At 41.1% G+C, this 17,700-nt stretch carries 17 protein-coding genes and 1 other annotated feature; of the genes, 2 read left to right on the top strand and 15 right to left on the bottom strand.

The annotated features are described in order from the left end of the window. Positions 1-161 precede the first annotated feature (161 nt). The 3 genes from QSJ46_RS14640 to greA all read right to left on the bottom strand — a co-directional run bounded on the left by QSJ46_RS14640 (position 162) and on the right by greA (position 3,161). Positions 162-827 carry a YrrS family protein gene (locus QSJ46_RS14640; protein ID WP_224929003.1) on the bottom strand — a complete coding sequence of 222 codons (666 nt, stop codon included), beginning with the start codon at positions 825-827 and terminating at the stop codon, positions 162-164. 67 nt (positions 828-894) lie between these two features. Next, positions 895-2,637 carry a peptidoglycan D,D-transpeptidase FtsI family protein gene (locus QSJ46_RS14635; RefSeq protein WP_285604906.1) on the bottom strand — a complete coding sequence of 581 codons (1,743 nt, stop codon included), beginning with the start codon at positions 2,635-2,637 and terminating at the stop codon, positions 895-897. Positions 2,638-2,687: 50 nt separating this feature from the next. Beyond that, positions 2,688-3,161: a transcription elongation factor GreA gene (gene greA, locus QSJ46_RS14630; protein WP_039180237.1), complete on the bottom strand. Its 474-nt coding sequence runs from the start codon at positions 3,159-3,161 to the stop codon at positions 2,688-2,690. 624 nt (positions 3,162-3,785) lie between these two features. Here greA and QSJ46_RS14625 point away from each other — a divergent pair. After that, positions 3,786-4,139: an Ig-like domain-containing protein gene (locus tag QSJ46_RS14625; protein WP_047202505.1), complete on the top strand. Its 354-nt coding sequence runs from the start codon at positions 3,786-3,788 to the stop codon at positions 4,137-4,139. Between the two features lie 52 nt (positions 4,140-4,191). On the opposite strand, the gene udk is transcribed toward QSJ46_RS14625, so the two are convergent. From udk to QSJ46_RS14585, 8 genes are all read right to left on the bottom strand, one after another. After that, a complete protein-coding gene (udk, locus tag QSJ46_RS14620; RefSeq protein ID WP_024423106.1) occupies positions 4,192-4,824 on the bottom strand; it encodes a uridine kinase in 633 nt (210 codons plus the stop codon). Between the two features lie 7 nt (positions 4,825-4,831). After that, positions 4,832-6,100 (bottom strand): peptidase U32 family protein, encoded by a 1,269-nt coding sequence (locus QSJ46_RS14615; protein ID WP_285604905.1) that lies wholly within the window; start codon positions 6,098-6,100, stop codon positions 4,832-4,834. A gap of 20 nt (positions 6,101-6,120) precedes the next feature. Then, positions 6,121-7,050: a peptidase U32 family protein gene (locus tag QSJ46_RS14610; protein WP_285604904.1), complete on the bottom strand. Its 930-nt coding sequence runs from the start codon at positions 7,048-7,050 to the stop codon at positions 6,121-6,123. Further along, complete coding sequence (locus tag QSJ46_RS14605; protein ID WP_039180249.1) at positions 7,047-7,712, bottom strand: O-methyltransferase; 666 nt, start codon at positions 7,710-7,712, stop codon at positions 7,047-7,049. Before QSJ46_RS14605 ends, QSJ46_RS14610 begins: the two co-directional genes overlap by 4 nt. A 211-nt stretch (positions 7,713-7,923) precedes the next feature. Beyond that, positions 7,924-9,006 (bottom strand): endolytic transglycosylase MltG, encoded by a 1,083-nt coding sequence (gene mltG, locus QSJ46_RS14600; RefSeq protein WP_047203368.1) that lies wholly within the window; start codon positions 9,004-9,006, stop codon positions 7,924-7,926. A gap of 73 nt (positions 9,007-9,079) precedes the next feature. Next, positions 9,080-10,168, bottom strand: a complete 1,089-nt coding sequence (locus tag QSJ46_RS14595; protein ID WP_047203367.1) for an acetyl-CoA C-acyltransferase — start codon at positions 10,166-10,168, stop codon at positions 9,080-9,082. Then, the gene (locus tag QSJ46_RS14590) at positions 10,156-11,619 is read right to left on the bottom strand and encodes an acyl-CoA synthetase (RefSeq protein WP_285604934.1); all 1,464 of its coding nucleotides are present in this window, start codon (positions 11,617-11,619) and stop codon (positions 10,156-10,158) included. Before QSJ46_RS14590 ends, QSJ46_RS14595 begins: the two co-directional genes overlap by 13 nt. After that, positions 11,619-12,185 carry a biotin transporter BioY gene (locus tag QSJ46_RS14585; RefSeq protein ID WP_285604903.1) on the bottom strand — a complete coding sequence of 189 codons (567 nt, stop codon included), beginning with the start codon at positions 12,183-12,185 and terminating at the stop codon, positions 11,619-11,621. The genes QSJ46_RS14590 and QSJ46_RS14585 overlap by 1 nt, the downstream gene beginning before the upstream one ends. A gap of 322 nt (positions 12,186-12,507) precedes the next feature. On the opposite strand from QSJ46_RS14585, the gene QSJ46_RS14580 reads away from it, so the two are divergent. Continuing rightward, complete coding sequence (locus QSJ46_RS14580; protein WP_285604902.1) at positions 12,508-13,596, top strand: hypothetical protein; 1,089 nt, start codon at positions 12,508-12,510, stop codon at positions 13,594-13,596. 63 nt (positions 13,597-13,659) lie between these two features. Here the strand turns inward: QSJ46_RS14580 and QSJ46_RS14575 are convergent, their stop codons facing one another. The 4 genes from QSJ46_RS14575 to alaS all read right to left on the bottom strand — a co-directional run bounded on the left by QSJ46_RS14575 (position 13,660) and on the right by alaS (position 17,369). After that, on the bottom strand, positions 13,660-13,941 hold the full coding sequence (locus tag QSJ46_RS14575; protein WP_024423112.1) for a DUF1292 domain-containing protein: 282 nt from the start codon (positions 13,939-13,941) through the stop codon (positions 13,660-13,662). Between the two features lie 15 nt (positions 13,942-13,956). After that, on the bottom strand, positions 13,957-14,373 hold the full coding sequence (ruvX, locus tag QSJ46_RS14570) for a Holliday junction resolvase RuvX (RefSeq protein WP_034279935.1): 417 nt from the start codon (positions 14,371-14,373) through the stop codon (positions 13,957-13,959). 3 nt (positions 14,374-14,376) lie between these two features. Continuing rightward, the gene (locus QSJ46_RS14565; protein ID WP_008358522.1) at positions 14,377-14,643 is read right to left on the bottom strand and encodes an IreB family regulatory phosphoprotein; all 267 of its coding nucleotides are present in this window, start codon (positions 14,641-14,643) and stop codon (positions 14,377-14,379) included. A gap of 89 nt (positions 14,644-14,732) precedes the next feature. After that, on the bottom strand, positions 14,733-17,369 hold the full coding sequence (gene alaS, locus QSJ46_RS14560; protein ID WP_285604901.1) for an alanine--tRNA ligase: 2,637 nt from the start codon (positions 17,367-17,369) through the stop codon (positions 14,733-14,735). Between the two features lie 80 nt (positions 17,370-17,449). Then, positions 17,450-17,657: a binding site (T-box leader), on the bottom strand. Positions 17,658-17,700: the final 43 nt, after the last annotated feature.

Genomic DNA, 17,700 nt, shown 5'->3' with positions numbered 1-17,700 from the left:
GGTGCTCACGAATGTCAAATTCGCTCCGCTCCGGTACTCGTCCTTCCTAGACTGCAAAGGTTTTCTATCACGCTGAAAAGAAGACAAAGGGCTAAAATAAACATCATTTTAGCCCTTTGTCAACAATCTGAGATAGCATAACTGCTATCTTTTTTTCATGTTCATCTTAATTTTTCAACCTTCACAGGTTTCCAGCCTTTTTCATCTACCCACGTAATTTCCACGCGGTAGCGTTCACCTGTTGATTTATCACGGATGGTTCCTTTTGCATCTTGAGGACCTCCGTTATTTCCTAACCAAAGAACGGTCATTTGATCTTCTGAAATTCCTGTCGCATAGGACATGGCTTTGATCATTTCTTTCCAGTCTTTTGATTTAGAATCATAGGTTGCTGTATGTGAACCGGATTGCTCTGTTCCTACAGGCTCCCAGTCATCGTTTTCGTATGTTTTGTCGACGTCACTTGTTTTGCCGCCGTCTGTTTCTTTGGCGTCTTTTAACGCATCTTTATTAGGTTTTTCTTCATCATCTGTCTTCTTCGAATCGTCGTCTTGATCAGATGAATCATCTTTTTTTGCATCTGAATCATCGGATGTGTCTTTCTTTGGATCTTTCACATCTTCTTCTGAGTTTTGTTTATTTTCACTTGTTGCAGGTGCCGTTTTTGATGGTTCTTTCGCTACATCTGTATCTTTCGGCTTATTAAAAATTAACAAACTCGATGCGACAACCAAAATAAGCACCACAACGATACCAATTAATATGTTAAGCACCATATTTGCCTTTCTGCGCTTATCACGATGTTCAAATCGAGAATTTCTACTCAAAATCTCTGCACTCCTTTGCCTCTGTTCCCTAAGTCGTTTCTATTCTAACATGTCATGAAGGGATGTTCTATGTCTGTTTCTTTTCAATTTCATTGACCTTTTTTACAATATCATAAAACGCATCATTTGTCTTAGCCCGGCCACTTGTCTCGTCAAGGTGAACAACGACAAGGGCGTATTTTGGTTTTTCTACCGGAAAGTATCCAGCAAACCACTTATGATAAAGCGGATTCCCCTTTTTGTCTTGACCGCCGGTTTGGGCAGTACCTGATTTCCCCGCTACATCGTATGGCAAATCTTGAAACCTTCTTCCGGTTCCCTTGTCAGAGGTCACCACCTGTCTTAAGAATTTTTGCAGCTTTTGAGCTGTATAGCGGTCTATGCTGCCCCCTTCAGGCCGTTTGTTTTGAAAGGTCAGCATCGTTGTTCCGTTTTGATACAGCACTTTTTCTGCGATTTTCACTTCTTTTCGTTCTCCTCCTCTTGCGATCGTAGCCATCATATTCGCGATTTGCAGAGGAGTCGTTTTGACATTTTTTTGTCCTATTGCGGTTTGTGCAATGGCTTTTTTGACATGCTTGTCTCTTTTATCTCCCCACACACTGCCTGTTTCTTCACGATCAAACTGTCTGAAGTGCTGCTTATGATAGACATCCCCTTCCCAGCCAGCTCGATCTAAGAGTCCAAGTTTTGCAGCCGTCTTTTCGATGATTTGATTATCTTTTTGAATGAGTCTTTCAGCAAGTGTCGCAAAGGTATAATTGCAGCTCTGCGAGAAACTGTCCGTCAGATTCAGCACTTCCTGTTTTCCTTCAGGCTCTCCATATAAATTCTTTCGACAGTCATACATGGTTTGTGGCTGGTCAAGGTTTTTTTCAATTGCTGCGGCAAGCACAGCCGTTTTAAAGACAGAGCCTGGTGCAATCGCTGTCAGCATGTAATTTCTTGCCTCATGCCGGTTTTTGCTTGTGACATTTGGGGTACTCGCCATCGCCAGTACACTGCTTTTTTCAATGTCGAGCAGAACGGCACCGCCTTTTTCAACGCCTTGTTCTTTGAGCACCTTTTCCATTTCAGCCTGCATGTCTTCATCTATTGTTGTCTGTACCTGAAGTGGATAAAAGGAATGAGCTTCTGCTGTATATTTGACGTCCATACCGAACAAAGGGTTTCCCCTTCCGTCCACATGATATAACAATTTTGTGTCTTGCTCGGGTAATAGAAATTCGTCAAAGGTGCTTTCCAGCCCAAATGTGCCGATTTCAGTACGAATGGAAAATTCTTTTTTGTCAGGATACCGCTTTCTCAATAGTTCTGGATTCTCGCTTGTGAAACCTAATGTGTGGAGGGCAAGTCTTTTTTTGTCCTTCTCTTTCATATATACGCCGTACACACCTGAATATTTCATATCATTGATGTCTTTCAGCTTTTTTTTCGTGATGTCATCTTTTAAAATGAGCGGTTTTTTCGTTTCTGTTAACTGTTTTTTGAGTTCATTCTCTTCTATCTCAAGAATAGAGGCGGTTTGCTGTAAGCGCGGAAGATCATATTGCAGGAAAGGAAATAAGATAACCGCGGGCTGTTCTTTTGTAAGAAGTGCTTGGCCGTTTCGATCTAAAAACTCACCGCGCCCGTCTGAAATGACGACTTCTTCTGTTCGCTGTTTGACACTTTCTTGTATTAAATTGATATCAAGCTTTGAAAAAGATTCTGTGAAGAACAGCTGAATTTCTGCCAGTCTCATCAGAAGACCGAGAAATAGCATAAAAATAATCGCACCTGTCCATTGAATTCTTCTTTTTTTGCGCATAAAAACACCTCGTCCCTATTGTGGACGAGGTGTTTACCTGATAAACGTGATTATGAAATTTTTACAATTTTGACGAACATTTCTCCGCCAGGTGTTTGAACGGTTACTTTGTCGTCTACTTGTTTACCTAAAAGGCTTTTTGCAATCGGTGAATCGTTTGAAATCTTGCCTTCAAACGGATCAGCTTCTGCACTTCCCACAATGGTGTAAGACTCTTCTTCGCCGTCTGGTAATTCAACGAATGTCACCGTTTTACCAAGTGAAACAACATTTGAATTTCCTTCATCTTCGATAATTTTGGCATTTCGAATCATATTATCAAGCGTTGTAATACGGCCTTCTACAAACGCCTGCTCTTCTTTAGCAGAATCATATTCCGAGTTTTCAGAGAGGTCTCCAAAGCTTCTAGCGATTTTAATACGCTCTACAACCTCTTTACGTTTAACCGTTTTCAAATGTTCAAGCTCTTCTTCTAATTTACGCTTTCCTTCTTCTGTCATTGGAAATACTTTCTCTTGTGCCATGAATCATTCACTCCTTCTATTAATCCTCATCATACAAACTTTCTGCACGTGAGTGACGACTGAAATATACAAGAATGAGGACATGTTCAGGCCCTCATTCCTTCTGTCCCATATTCGTAAAAGTCCATCTTACATGGCGTCCCTTTTAGATGCAACTATTATGCCTTTTATTAGACAGGACCACTCCGCAGCGGTCTAAAATCGCACAAACTGTGGAAAGGCACAGGAAGCTCCTGTACCTCGTTCGGCCATTTCGATCATATGTAGAAGAATAGCTTACCCATTCTCCATCTTCCAATACATAATATGGTCAGTGTACGATATGTCTATGCTATATTATTACAAAATTGCATTTTGATCAAGAATTGTTTGAAAATTTGTGATGATTTGTTTGTCGTTTTTTTAATATACTTTTTCAACTTCATTCTTTCGCTATGTGATAGTGATTTCTCCATCTGTACTTTTCTTCATTGTTTTTTTATCATATCAAACCCTCAAAATTTTTTCCGAGAATGCTGCTTTCATAAATGTTCACATATTATTAACAAATATTAACAAGGAAATATTTGGTTTTTGTTGAATTCTATCAATGCAAGACCAAATACATGCTAGGGAGTGTTTTAAATGAACATGAAGAAAACAATTGTTTCTGTTCTATCCATCTCTACCTTATCTTTTTCACTAATGGGCATGGCTTCAGCCAAAGAAACAGCGGATTTCACAGTCAATAACAATATATGCACTTCTGGATTGAAAACATTGGATATGATTTCGATTCAAGATTACAGTTTACCTATGAGAGTTGGTCAGGAGTGCTCAGTCTATAATGCTGCAGCAACACGTTATTGGACAGATAACCAGAGAGTTGCAACTGTTAGCTCTTTTGGAGTAGTAACCGCTCATTCAACTGGCCATGCCACTATCACTCTTTTTAAAGGAACGTCTGTCTTAGGACAAGTTTCCGTGACTGTTTATTAATATGATGCTGAAAAGACCTTTACAGTGTAAAGGTCTTTTTCTTCGCCACCATTTACTCTGCTCGGTTTTGAAGAATCGTTTGAATTTTTGTCACCATTAAGTCGATCGCCACATGGTTTTGACCGCCTTCTGGGATGATGATATCGGCGTATCGCTTTGTTGGTTCAATGAATTGATTATGCATCGGTCTGACAACAGATACATATTGTTCAATCACAGAATCGATCGACCGGCCTCTTTCCTTCGTATCGCGTAAAATGCGGCGGATGATGCGAAGGTCTGCATCTGTATCGACATACAGTTTAATATCCATTAAGTCTCTCAAACGTTCGTCTTCTAGTGCAAAAATGCCTTCAACGATGATGACATCCTTCGGCTCAACATGAACAGTCTCTTCTGAACGTGTGTTCAGTTTAAAATCATATATAGGTTTTTCAATGGATTCGTACCTTAAGAGCTGTTCCAAATGCTCAAACATCAGGTCATTGTCGAATGCAAGCGGATGATCATAGTTCGTGAGCAGGCGCTCTTCAAATGGCATATGACTTTGATTTTTGTAATATAAATCTTGCTGAAGCATGAGGATGGAATGTCCTTTAAATTTTTCATAGATTGAATTGGTGACGCTCGTTTTACCTGAACCCGAGCCGCCAGCAATACCAATGACAACTGGTTTACTCCTCATGTGGCTGTTATTTCCCCTTTCTCATCATATTGCTAGGGTATACTTTTTGATCAAGCTTGAATTTGACGATTTGCAGCGGATGACGAGCGGCATCTAGTTCATTTCCTTTTTCATCCCAAATCGTCTCAATTTTGCATGTGAAATTCTCAATTTCTGGTCCAAAGAATTCGACTTCGTCGCCTTGCTTAAAGAAGTTACGCTGCTGCAATGTCACGATTTGTTCTTTTTCATCATAATGAAGAACAAGACCTGCGAAATCAAATGTGGTTTTCTTTCCATGGATGCCAAACATTTGTTCATCTGTTCCTGGTACGCCTTCGAAAAAGGCTGGTGCTGTGTCACGGTTTGCGCATTTATCTAATTCATCTAACCATTCCTGCTGAATGACAAAATTGTCTGGATCAGCACAATACGCATCAATGACTTTACGATACACACTGACAACAGTGGCCACATAATGAATGGATTTCATCCGTCCTTCGATTTTTAAGCTGTCAATTCCCATTTCAATCATTTGAGGAATGGATTCAACAAGCTTCAAATCTTTTGGACTCATCGCAAATGGTGCATCTTCTTCACCAAATAATGGCGCTTCCTCAGAACCTTCTTGTTTATAAAGATCATAATCCCAGCGGCAGGACTGGCAGCAGCCTCCGCGGTTAGAATCTCTTGCCGTCATATGGTTACTGAGCACGCAGCGGCCAGAGTATGCGATACACATCGCACCGTGAATGAATGTTTCGATTTCAATATCGACTTTTTCCTTCATTTCTCTAATTTCTAGCGCACTTGTTTCACGTGCAAGCACCACACGCTCAAGCCCTTCTTCCTTCCAAAATTGAACAGCTTTCCAATTTGAAAGAGATTGCTGTGTGCTTAAGTGGACTTCAAGCTTCGGTGCAACACGTTTACATGTTTCAATGATCAGTGGATCAGCTACGATAATGCCTGCTACTCCAGCGCCTTCAATCCCTTGAAGGTATTCCTCCAGCCCGTCCATGTTTTCATTGTGGGCGAAGATATTCGTTGTCACATAAATGCGTGCGCCATATTTGTTTGCAAATGCGACGCCCTCTGCCATTTCTTCAATTGAAAAGTTATCTGCATTAGAGCGAAGCCCGAATTCTTTCCCGCCAATAAAAACAGCGTCAGCTCCATAGTGTACAGCAATTTTCAGCTTTTCCAAGTTTCCTGCGGGTGCAAGCAGTTCTGGTTTTTTTGTAATGACACGTTTCCCATCAATCATTTCAGAAATACCATCTTTCAATAATGCCATTTCCTCTGCCTCCTCTTATATTAATAAACCGTTTCTTTAAAGAAGAATCCTGTATCAATCGAACGATTCACTGGCTGAATCTCTTCAATTCGATTCACCCAGTCCTCTTTCTGATCTTCATACGCGTCTTTGTCAGTCGTTAGTAAATCAATTGCTTTTCTATAAAGTGATGTCACCTCTGTCATATAAGAAAGTGACTTTAAAATTCCGTCAATTTTAAATGAGTCAATGCCTGCGTCAACAAACTCTTCTAATTCGTCAATCATACACACATCATTTGGACTCATAATATGTGTCCCGTTTGCATCCTCGAAAATAGGGTATTTGTTTTGACGCTCTTGGTCATGCAGGAATAGCCCTTCCTCCATATGTCTGCCTACGACATCCATTTGTTTGCCCTGGTATTCAAAGTAGTTGCCGATGAGCGTACGTTTTGATTGAAACATACATGTCATGCCATGGACCTGGATTTCAATCTCCACCTCAGCATTTTCTTTGATGTCGATCACACTGTCCATATTCAGCTCTTTTGCAAGAACAGCACGTGATGCGCCTTTTCTGCCCCAGTAGTTACAAGTGTAATAGTTTGTCCCAGTCGTTTCTGTACTCCAGTGAAGATTCAGGTTCACTCCTGTTTCCTTTGCAGCCATAATCACGGCTGGGTCTCCAAAGACGACACCGTCCACGTTTAATGAATCGAGAAAAGTTAAATAATCTCCAAGCAGCTGCACGCGGTCATTATGAAAAATTGCATTCATCGCCACATACACTTTTTTGTAATGGGCATGTGCAAGCTCAACCGTTTGTTTCACATCTTCTCTTGAAAACTCACCTGCAAGACGAATACCGTATGTTTGTTCGCCTATTAAGAATGCATCAGCTCCTGCCTCAATTAATGGCATGACGTCTGACACGCTGCTTGGCGTCACAAGCAATTCTGGTTTCTTCATGATTGGTCACCTCTTTTTGTACTAATGGCGATCCCGTCTCCAACTGGAATAATACACGTTTGGAAATCAGGGTTTGACATGAGCCATTGATTGTATCGATCAATTTTTCCAATTAATTGTTTTTTTCGTTTATCTTCAATTTCTTCTTCATAATTCGTTGCCACTAAGCCTTTGAATAATACATTGTCTGTAATAATCATTCCGTCATGAGCGAGCATCGGTTCAAACAATTCAAAAAAACGCTTGTACTGCCCTTTTGCAGCATCAATAAAAATTACATCATAGGGCGCCATCGTTTGGACCGTTTTAGCCGATTCCATCGCATCACCAAAAAACACGTGTATTCTTTCTTTTAACTTTAATTCTTCAATGTTCCGTGTCGCTTCTTCATAGCGCTTTGCATTTCGCTCAATCGTATAAATCTCAGCATCTGGCAGAGCTGTTGCCATTCGAATGGCGGAATAGCCAATCGCTGTCCCAACCTCAAGAATTTTCTTCGGCTTTTTCATCGAAAGAAGCTGCAGTAAAAGCTCGATGCTCACCTTTTCCATAATTGGCACATGATGCTCTTTTGCATATATCTCTAATTGAGCGATTGCATCAGGACTTGGGTGAATTAAATGTTCAATATAATCATTTATTCGATCATCTTCGATAGTCATTATCTGTCTAGCTCCTTCATGACCTGAAAAAGAAGAGTCCTGCCTATTGCAGCTCTCTTTCTCGTCAATCTTTCGTTCATCTAAGTAAAAACAACCCGATATATTTTACCACAAAGAAGTGGTAATTGCGAACCTATAAAATGGATATTCCAACGAAAAAAACTGCAGGCAATCTCTTATTGTCTACAGTCTTTTTCGATTCACTTGTACGTTAATTGCTGCCTGTGATGTATTTCGCTTTTGCTTTATTATGCTCATTTAACGTTTTCGTAAATACGACTTCTCCATTTTTCTTCGCAAGGAAGTAAACGTAATCTGTTTTCTCTGGATGCAGTGCGGCTTTCCAAGAGGATTCACCAGCATTTGCAATAGGTCCAGGCGGCAGCCCTTTGTTGTTATACGTGTTATAAGGAGATTTCACTTTTAGGTCTTTGTAATACACGCGGGATTTATGCTCACCAAGTGCATAAAGAACGGTTGGGTCAGTTTGAAGCGGCATGTCCTTTTTCAACCGGTTATAGAATACACTTGAGATTTTTGCCCGATCTGTCTTTTCTGTTGCTTCCATTTCAATGAGTGATGCCATCGTTAACACATCATGTATGGACATGTTTCTCTTTTTCATGTCTTTTTCATACGTTTTCACGTATTGATCTGTTTGTTTAATCATCGTTTCAATGATCGTTTCGAGTGATTCATCCTCACGATAAAATGGATACGTAGCAGGGAATAAGTAACCCTCTAACGGATGTTTCACCTGTTTCCCATTCACCTGTGATGTCACGGTTTTCGGATATTTTTTCATTAGTGTTTGAATAAAAGCAGGATCATCCAGCTTTGCTTCAACTTCCTTCGCTGAAAAATTCGTCTGATTTGCAATAATGGCTGCAATATCAGATAGCTGTCTTCCCTCTGGAATCACAAGCTGAAAGGCGTAATCAGTCCCGCCAGATGTCAGCTTTTTGATCAGCGTGTCTGCGTCCATTGTTTGTTTCAAATGAAAATAACCCGCTTTAAAGCCGGACGCATTTTTGTATTTTGCATAATACGTGAAAATCGTGTCATTCGAAATGAGCCCATTTTCTTTTAAAATGCCCGCAATTTCGCGCACAGATGTCCCATTTGGAATATGAATATTAATCGTTTGTTTACTTTTTTGATCGACCGGTCCGAGTGCTGATTTAACATATATAAACCCTGATAATGCTGCAATGATGATGACAGCAAGGACAGATAACAGGACGATCCCCATTTTTCTTTTGAAGAATGGTCGTTTCTTTTGTTCTGAAAACATGCATGGCCCTCCTCACATCTAGCTTTTATAGTACATGATTCGACGGAGTTCGGCAATTCCTTGCTCATGCATGTCATGACAAAACTTGCCACAAAACGGCTAAACCAACACCGCCACCGCTTCCAATAGCAGCCATGACATAACTTCCATTCGGTAAGGTGTGCGCTTCATAAAATAATCTCACCATCATAGCAGCTCCTGACGCGCTGTATGGATGCCCAAGGCATAGTGCACCGCCTCTTCTATTGATCCGGTCATATGGTATCCCCAGCGTCCGGGCAATAAGTGCTGCTTTCAGCGCAAATGCTTCATTGATTTCAAAAAGCGCCACTTCCTCTGCCTTGATGTTCTCTTGATGTAAAAGTTTCTTGATCGCATCAATTGGCGAAGCAGCTGGAAAATGAGGATGTATCGCTGTCACAGCACTTCCGGCATACCGCAATACCGCCTTACATCCACTCGCTTCCGCTAACGATCTTTCCATCACAGCGACAGCAGCTGCTCCGTCTGCTTCCTTACAGCTATTGGCGGCGGTCACAGTTCCTTTCCCCGGCAAAAATACAGGTTTTGCCCGCTTGATCAGTTTTGTCATTGGTCTTATTTTAGCAGCTGCTTCATCTCTGCTCAGCCCGTCAACCGAAACGATTTCTTCTGCATATGTACCATGTTTGAATGCGGCTAAACTTCTTTCCCAGCTTAAAAGGGCATAGTCATCTTGTTCTTTTCTTGTAACAGAAAATGCCGACGCGGTCAGCTCTGCTGCTTCTCCCATATGCGGATCTCCTATCCACTCCGGTGAAAAGCGGGCTCTTTCTTTCATTGGTGATTTGGAAATGCTCTCAGTTCCGCCAGCGATATACATCGAGCCCTCCCCCGATTGAACCATGATGCAAGCTGTTCGGATCGCTTCAAGACCAGAGGCACATTGCCTGTCAATCGTCATACCAGGAACGTGTAAAGGAAGCCCTGCTTCTAATGAGGACAGACGGGCCATATTTCCACCGCCTCCGACGACATTGCCTAATATGACGTCATCCGGTGTCATGTCCTGGGACAAATGCCGAATAAGGGGAGCGGCTAATTGCTCTGGGCGATAATTTTTCAGCATCCCATTTTTGTCACCGAAGGGTGTTCGTTTTGCTTGTACGATCACCGCTTGCATGACAATTGCTCCTCCGCCCACCTTTTCATGCTCACGCGGGCAATTTTCCCGCCGGATGTTTCAATCATTTGATCAATCACAAGCCATTTTTTTGGTACCTTGTAGGCCGCAAGCTTTTCTTTAACAGCTTGTCGAACCACCTTTATTTGCTGCACTTGCTCCAGTATGGCAACAGGGATTTCACCCCAATATGGGTCAGGAACGCCAACTACAATCGACCGTTTTACCTCTGGCTGTTCATTTAGCACACGCTCGATTTCCTCAGGAAAAATATTCAGTCCCCCATAAACAATCATGCCATTTTCGCGGCCGCTCATATACAGATAACCGTCTTCATCCAGCCAACCCATGTCGTAAACTGTCAGCCACTCCTGCGGCAGTTTCTCCTCATGTAAGTAGCCTGAAAAAGTCATTGGGCTCTTCACATAAATCCTCCCTGTTTCATTTGGCTGACAGACAGATTGATCGGGCCGCCTTACTTCTACTTGAATGGAGGAGAAAGGCCGTCCAACAGAAGAAGGTTTTTGCAGAAAATCATTTGAAGACAAATAAGAGACAAAACTTAACTCTGATGTGCCATAAAAATCAAAAAAAGTGACATGTGGATAGTTGGTGACGAGCTGTTCTTTTGAAGAGATGCTCCAATCTGCTCCCGATGACATGACAAGAAGCGGTTTATCTCCTTTAAAAGCATCGATTTGCAGTAACGTTTCTGTCATTGTTGGGACAGTATACATCACGGTGATATCACCTGACTCTAAGGTTTGCTTCGCTTTTCTTGGCACAAATTTTTCTAAAAGCGTCACTGTGCCGCCAAAGTATAATGTACTGATAGCACCATATAAAAAGTGAGAGGATAAGAGTGTACCTAATATAAGAGCATGATCTTGATGAGTGATTCCAAATGAAGCAGCTGTCATTCGAAAGCTCTCGATCCATGACTGCTGACGCCTAATAAAGGCTTTTGGTGAGCCTGTTGAACCTGACGTAAATCCCATATAAAAGACAGGATCCTTCTCGGTATCGCAGTTGTTATAAGGACTGTTGTCTGTAAGAAGGCTTATTCTTTCCTTCCATTCAAGTAATGAAAGAAGCGGCATGTCCACGCTTCTCTGTTCAAATTTTTTCATCAATCGATCCTCTATAATGGCGAGATCCGCCTTACTTAACAAGAGCTTTTCTACACATTCTTCATGACTCCATCTCGGATCAAGCGGAACGGCTGTCCACCCTGCACAAGCAGCGCCCGCAAATATTTGAAGAAAAGAAGCACCATTTGATAATAAAAAAGCGATTCTTTTTTGCTGATGAGCCGTTCCTTGTAACCACTGTGCCGCTCTCTGCACACGTTCATACCAATCTTGATATGTAATGCTTTCTTGCTCATCTATGATGGCAATCTGATCTCGTTTGATTTCTGCATGTACTGCATAGCTTTCCGTTATTCTGATCAAACTGCACGCCTCCCTTTAGACAAATCCCTTTTTCGATAGGACAAGGCCTGAATGATTTTGACCGTAAAGACAGCACACATTCCCGCTTTGATGAGATCACCTGGAAGATAAATCAGACTAAGAAAAGCGGCCTGTGAAACCTTAATATGCATCATCATGGCTTGAAAAGGAATACCGCACATATACAAAATCACAATACTGCAAACCGCATAGATCACAAAAAGACGCAGTGCGGTTACTTTTTTCAGCCGATTCATCCAAAGGCTGATCATGAAGGCAGCAACTGGATAGGCAAGTAGAAAGCCGCCGCTTGGCCCAAAAAAGACCCCAATTCCACCTCTCCCACCTGATAAAAGAGGTGCGCCTGCTGCCACAATCAAAAGAAAAAGACATAAACTGATCAATGCTTGTTTTGGCTTTAACAGCCCCCCAGCAAGCAAAAGACCTGCGGTTTGCAATGTTATGGGTACAGGTGTAAATGTCAGTAAAATCGGCGGGATCAAGCCTAACATCCCGATGACTGCTGTCATTAAAGCTATTTGCATCATATTTTGAATTCTCAATATTCATGCCCCTCACTCAATTTATTGTTAAAAATAGAGTAAAAGGTAGAGCTTTTTATGTCAACTTAAAATATAATTAAGTTAACAAAAGTGCAATAAAAAAAGACCTCACTAACAATTTGAGTTCCTCAATACCTGAAGATGAAGATCATTTATTTTTAATGTTAACTAACGTCAGATCTTTAAATTAAACTTAATTAACCGTGTATCTATTTATTTCACGAATAGATAAATGCTATTATTTACTAATAAAGGATTTATTTCTATCTATACATTTAACTGTTTATATCAAATGAATGAAAGTACACATGGAGGAACTATTTTGCGTAAACTCTCTTACATATTTATGATACTACTTTGTACGATAACTATTTTATATCTAAGCGGATGTAGTCAAAAAAAGACAGCTTCAGAAGACAATAAAATAAATTTTAAAATTGAAGACAACGAATTAGGTCAAACAACTACGCTCAATTATATTGTGACAAATTCTGTTTCAGCCATTGGAGATCATTTATTCTTAAGTGTAGATGATCATAGCCCTTCAAAGATGGCAAATAAAGTAATTGAATTTAATAGAAAAACACAGAAAAGCAAAATACTATTTACAACAACTTTTAAGCGTTCTTCGATCCAAGCCTTAAAAGCGAATAAAGACTGGGTCGTTTGGATTGACAGCGATGAAGAAGGCGGACAAATGAATTACTACGCGATGAACATCCGTACACAAGAAATAGAGTCGATCAAAAAAAATAACACTTCGGAGACATTAAGTGACACACTTGAATTAACTAATCATCGAGCAGTATGGGTATCGCATGATGAAGAAAAAGATGAAACTCACATTTATATGAAAGATCTCAAAAAAAAGCAGACGAAAAAACTCTTTAAACTAGACTCAATGAATAATGCTCATCTCTCTGTTCACCATGATAACGTTCTCTTTTTTAATAAAGACAATGGAATGCAGCAAGCTTACATTTACAATCTTACTACTGAGTCTCTCAAAAAAGTTCCATTGAATCAACATTTGATCAGTAATGGTCAGCTCATTAACGACCATCAATTTGTGTACGAAAAGTCTTTTACTGACTCTGAAGGAACAATCAATAAAAGCCAATTGATCTTTTATGACATAAACGCCAAACAATCTAAAGTAATTAAGAACACTGACTCGGGTGTCGGATCGATCGTGATTGATGATCATAATCGATTTTTTGTCGAAACAGATGAACCTAAAAAGAGTGGTTACACTATACTTAAAGAGATGAACGGTTCAATCAAAAAAGTTGGTTCTCTAAATAAAGAAAGTTATTTTTATTTAACTTTTCATCATGGTCTGTATCTCCTTAACTTTCAAAATGCGCATCGAGATAATCAAAAGCTGACCATTACTTCAAAGCTTCCATAAATAAAAAAAGGCCTGTGATCATGCAGATAAACTCTCATCTGTTTCACAGGCCTTTTATTCGTTCTATTCTTCGTCTTCTTGATCTAAGAACGTGTTTAACGTTTCTTCAATCATGTCCCACTCTTCATCCGTTTCAATCGGCTCTAGCTCGCCATCTTCCCCGTCTTCGTTCGGTGTGAAGCTTGATGCATGAATTTCAATTTCCTCATTGTCTTGCTCAGAAATTGGGTAGTAAAGAACATAAGATTTGTTAAAATGGTCGCTTTCAAAAGTAAATAGTACTTCGCAAAGCTGTTCATTTCCATTATCATCAACGATTGTAATTTGCTTTTCTCCGTGTTCCATTTGATTCACCTCATTTTAATTTAAGCTGTCTAAATATCCTTGCAGGATCATGACAGCCGCCATTTTATCAATGACTTTTTTACGCTTTTGCCTGCTCACATCTGCAGAGATGAGCATTTTTTCCGCTGCCATTGTTGACAGACGCTCGTCCCAAAGCACAACAGGAACATTGTACGTGTTTTCTAGCACTTTCGCAAATGATTGGCTGGCTTCGCCTCTAGGACCAACCGTGCCGTTCATATTTTTTGGAAAGCCAAGTACAATTTTATCCGCTCCATATTCTGCAACAATCTCAGACAGGCGGCTGAGACCAAAGTCTCCGCCTGCTTCATCAATTTTAATTGTTTCAATCCCTTGCGCTGTCCATCCCATTTCATCACTGATCGCAACACCAAGGGTTTTCGTGCCTAAATCTAAGCCTAAAATTCTCATGTTTTACGCCTCTTTATGTGTCTCTAAGTACGATTTAACCAATTCCTCAATTAATTCGTCTCGTTCTAGTTTACGAATTAGGTTGCGTGCATCCTGATGTCTTGGAATATAAGCAGGGTCGCCTGACAGCAAGTATCCGACAATTTGATTGATCGGGTTGTATCCTTTTTCTTGGAGTGCGTCATGAACTGTAATGAGCACTTCATTCACATTGGTTTCAGCTGAATCATCAGAGAAGTTAAACTTCATTGTCTTATCAAATGAACTCACTGCTTCTTGCACCTCTCTTCCAACATTCTACTAGCAAGCTTTTTTCTAACCGCTCATCTAATACCATTATTCTACACTACATCGCCTGATTATAAAACGGATTTGACAGATTCTTCGACAGTTGCCAGTGCTTCTTCAAGCTTTTCTGGTTGTTTTCCGCCTGCTTGAGCCATATCTGGACGTCCGCCTCCGCCTCCGCCGCAGATTTCAGCTGCCTGCTTCACAAGCTTCCCTGCATGCAGACCTTTTTCGATCACGTCTTTTGTCACTCCTGCTGAAATGTTTACTTTTCCGTTTTGAACGGCTCCCAGGACGATGACAGCTGATCCTAATTTAGCTTTCAAGTCATCAACCATTGTTCTTAAATGATTCATGTCTTTGGCGTTTACTTTTTCAGTTAATACTTTCACTCCGCCAATTTCAGTCACTTTCTCTAAAATAGAGCCTGCTTCTGCTTGGCTTAATTTCGCAAGAAGTGATTCGTTTTCTCTTTGAACCTCTTTTAAATCCGACTGTAATGAAGCGATTCGTTTTGGTACGTCCTTCGTATTTGACTTCAGCTCACTTGCTGCCTGCTCTAAAATCGCCAGCTGGTCATTTAATTCTTCATAGGCACCTTTACCAGTCACAGCTTCAATACGGCGTGTTCCAGCACCAATACCCGACTCAGACGCAATTTTAAACAAGCCGATTTCCGCAGTGTTTTGAACGTGACAGCCGCCGCATAGCTCGATGCTGTAATCGCCGACTTGGACAACACGGACAATATCGCCATACTTCTCGCCAAAGAGCGCCATTGCGCCCATTTCTTTTGCTTCAGCAATTGGCTTCAGGTCAATCGCAACCGAAATGCCTTCCCAAATCTTTTCGTTCACAATTTTTTCAATTTGAGACAATTCTTCTTTCGTCACTTGTCCAAAGTGAGAGAAATCAAAGCGAAGTCTGTTTTCATTCACCAATGACCCTGCTTGGTTCACGTGACTGCCTAATACATCTTTTAGCGCCTGATGTAGAAGGTGTGTCGCTGTATGGTTTTTCACAATGCCTTTTCGAAGAGCTGATTCCACTTCTGCAGTGACTTCGAGACCTTTTTGAGCCGTACCGCTTACGACGACTCCTTCATGGACATGCTGACCGTTTGGCGCTTTTTTCACATCTTTGATCTCAATGATGGCTTCTGCACTTTTTAGTGTTCCTTTATCCGCTACTTGTCCGCCGCTTTCCGCATAGAATGGTGTTTCATCTAATAAGATTTGCACCGTGTCTCCTTCATGTGCTTCCGAGACAATTTCACCATTTTGAAGCAATTCAATAATACGGGCATCTGCTGTTAGATTTTCATAGCCAACGAAGGTGCTCTCTACTTTAATATCGCCTAGAACGCCGCCTTGAACCTGCATACTGCCGACATCTTGTCTCGCATTTCTTGCACGTTCACGCTGCTTCTCCATTTCCGCTTGGAAGCCTTCTCGATCAACTGTCATGTTCTCATCTTCTGCATATTCTTCTGTCAGCTCGACAGGGAATCCATACGTATCATACAGCTTAAATACATCTTCACCTGAAATTTGTGAGCTGCCTTTGTCTCTTTCTTTTTTGATCACTTCTGACAAAATGGCTAACCCTTCGTTCAGTGTTTCGTGGAAACGTTCTTCTTCGTTTTTGATGACTTTCGCAATAAATTCTTCTTTTGCTTGTACATCTGGGTAGAAATCCTTCATGATTTCAGCAACAACTGGCACTAAATCATACATAAACGGACGGTGGATATGGATCGTTTTTGCATAACGCACAGCGCGGCGCAGCAAACGTCTTAATACATATCCGCGGCCTTCATTGGAAGGAAGTGCTCCGTCACTTACAGCAAAGGCAACTGTCCGGATGTGGTCAGCAATCACTTTGAATGCTGTATCCTTTTCCTTTGTTTCGCCATAGCTTTCTCCAGAGATCGTTTCGACTGCGCGAATAATTGGCATGAATAGGTCTGTATCGAAGTTCGTCGGCACATTTTGAATGACAGATACCATTCGTTCAAGGCCCATCCCTGTATCAATGTTTTTCTTCGGCAGTGGTGTGTATGATCCATCTGGATTATGGTTGAATTCAGAGAACACGAGATTCCATACTTCTAAATAACGCTCGTTTTCCCCGCCTGGATATAATTCTGGATCGTTCATGTCGTGACCGTATGATTCACCGCGGTCATAGAAAATTTCTGTATTTGGTCCGCTTGGGCCCTCGCCTATATCCCAGAAGTTTCCTTCAAGACGGATAATACGTTCTTCAGGCACACCAATTTTATCTCTCCAAAGGATATATGCTTCTTCGTCCTCTGGGTGGACTGTCACAGATAACAAATTCGGATCAAAGCCGATCCACTCTTCACTTGTGAGGAATTCCCACGCCCATTCAATGGCCTCTTCTTTAAAATAGTCACCAATAGAGAAGTTGCCAAGCATTTCAAAGAACGTGTGATGACGTGCTGTCTTCCCTACATTTTCAATATCATTTGTACGAATCGATTTTTGTGCGTTGCAAATACGCGGATTGTCAGGTACGACGCGGCCATCAAAGTATTTTTTTAATGTTGCCACACCACTGTTGATCCATAAAAGTGTCGGATCATCATGCGGTACAAGTGACGCACTCGGTTCTACAGCATGTCCTTTTTCTTTAAAAAAGTCTAAAAACATTTGACGTACTTGAGCTGAAGTTAAAGTTTTCATTCAAAAATCCTCCCTTATCATTCATCAATCTCCACACAAACGAAAAAACATCCCGCCCTATGCAAGCACAAAACGACTTACACAGGGACGAGATGTTCTCGCGGTACCACCCTGATTATAGACAAATTCGTCTATCACCTTCACATCCGATAACGCCGGAAGAGAGCGGCAGTGTTTATCTGCACTCGGGACTAGCTTCCGTTAAAGGTCTGATAAGGCTTTTCTCAGCAAATAAAGCCTCTCTCTGCAACAGCTTTTTAACGTACTCGGGTCCGTCATTGAATTTCAATATGTATGAATCGAAATTATTATAGACAACTCGGCTCGTCTT

It is taken from the genome of Bacillus sp. YKCMOAS1, assembly GCF_030268125.1.
In the GTDB taxonomy this organism is placed as follows: Bacteria; Bacillota; Bacilli; order Bacillales; family Bacillaceae; genus Bacillus; species Bacillus safensis.
The sequence above is the reverse complement of the archived record's forward strand: the minus strand, read 5'-3'. Positions and strand labels throughout refer to the sequence as shown.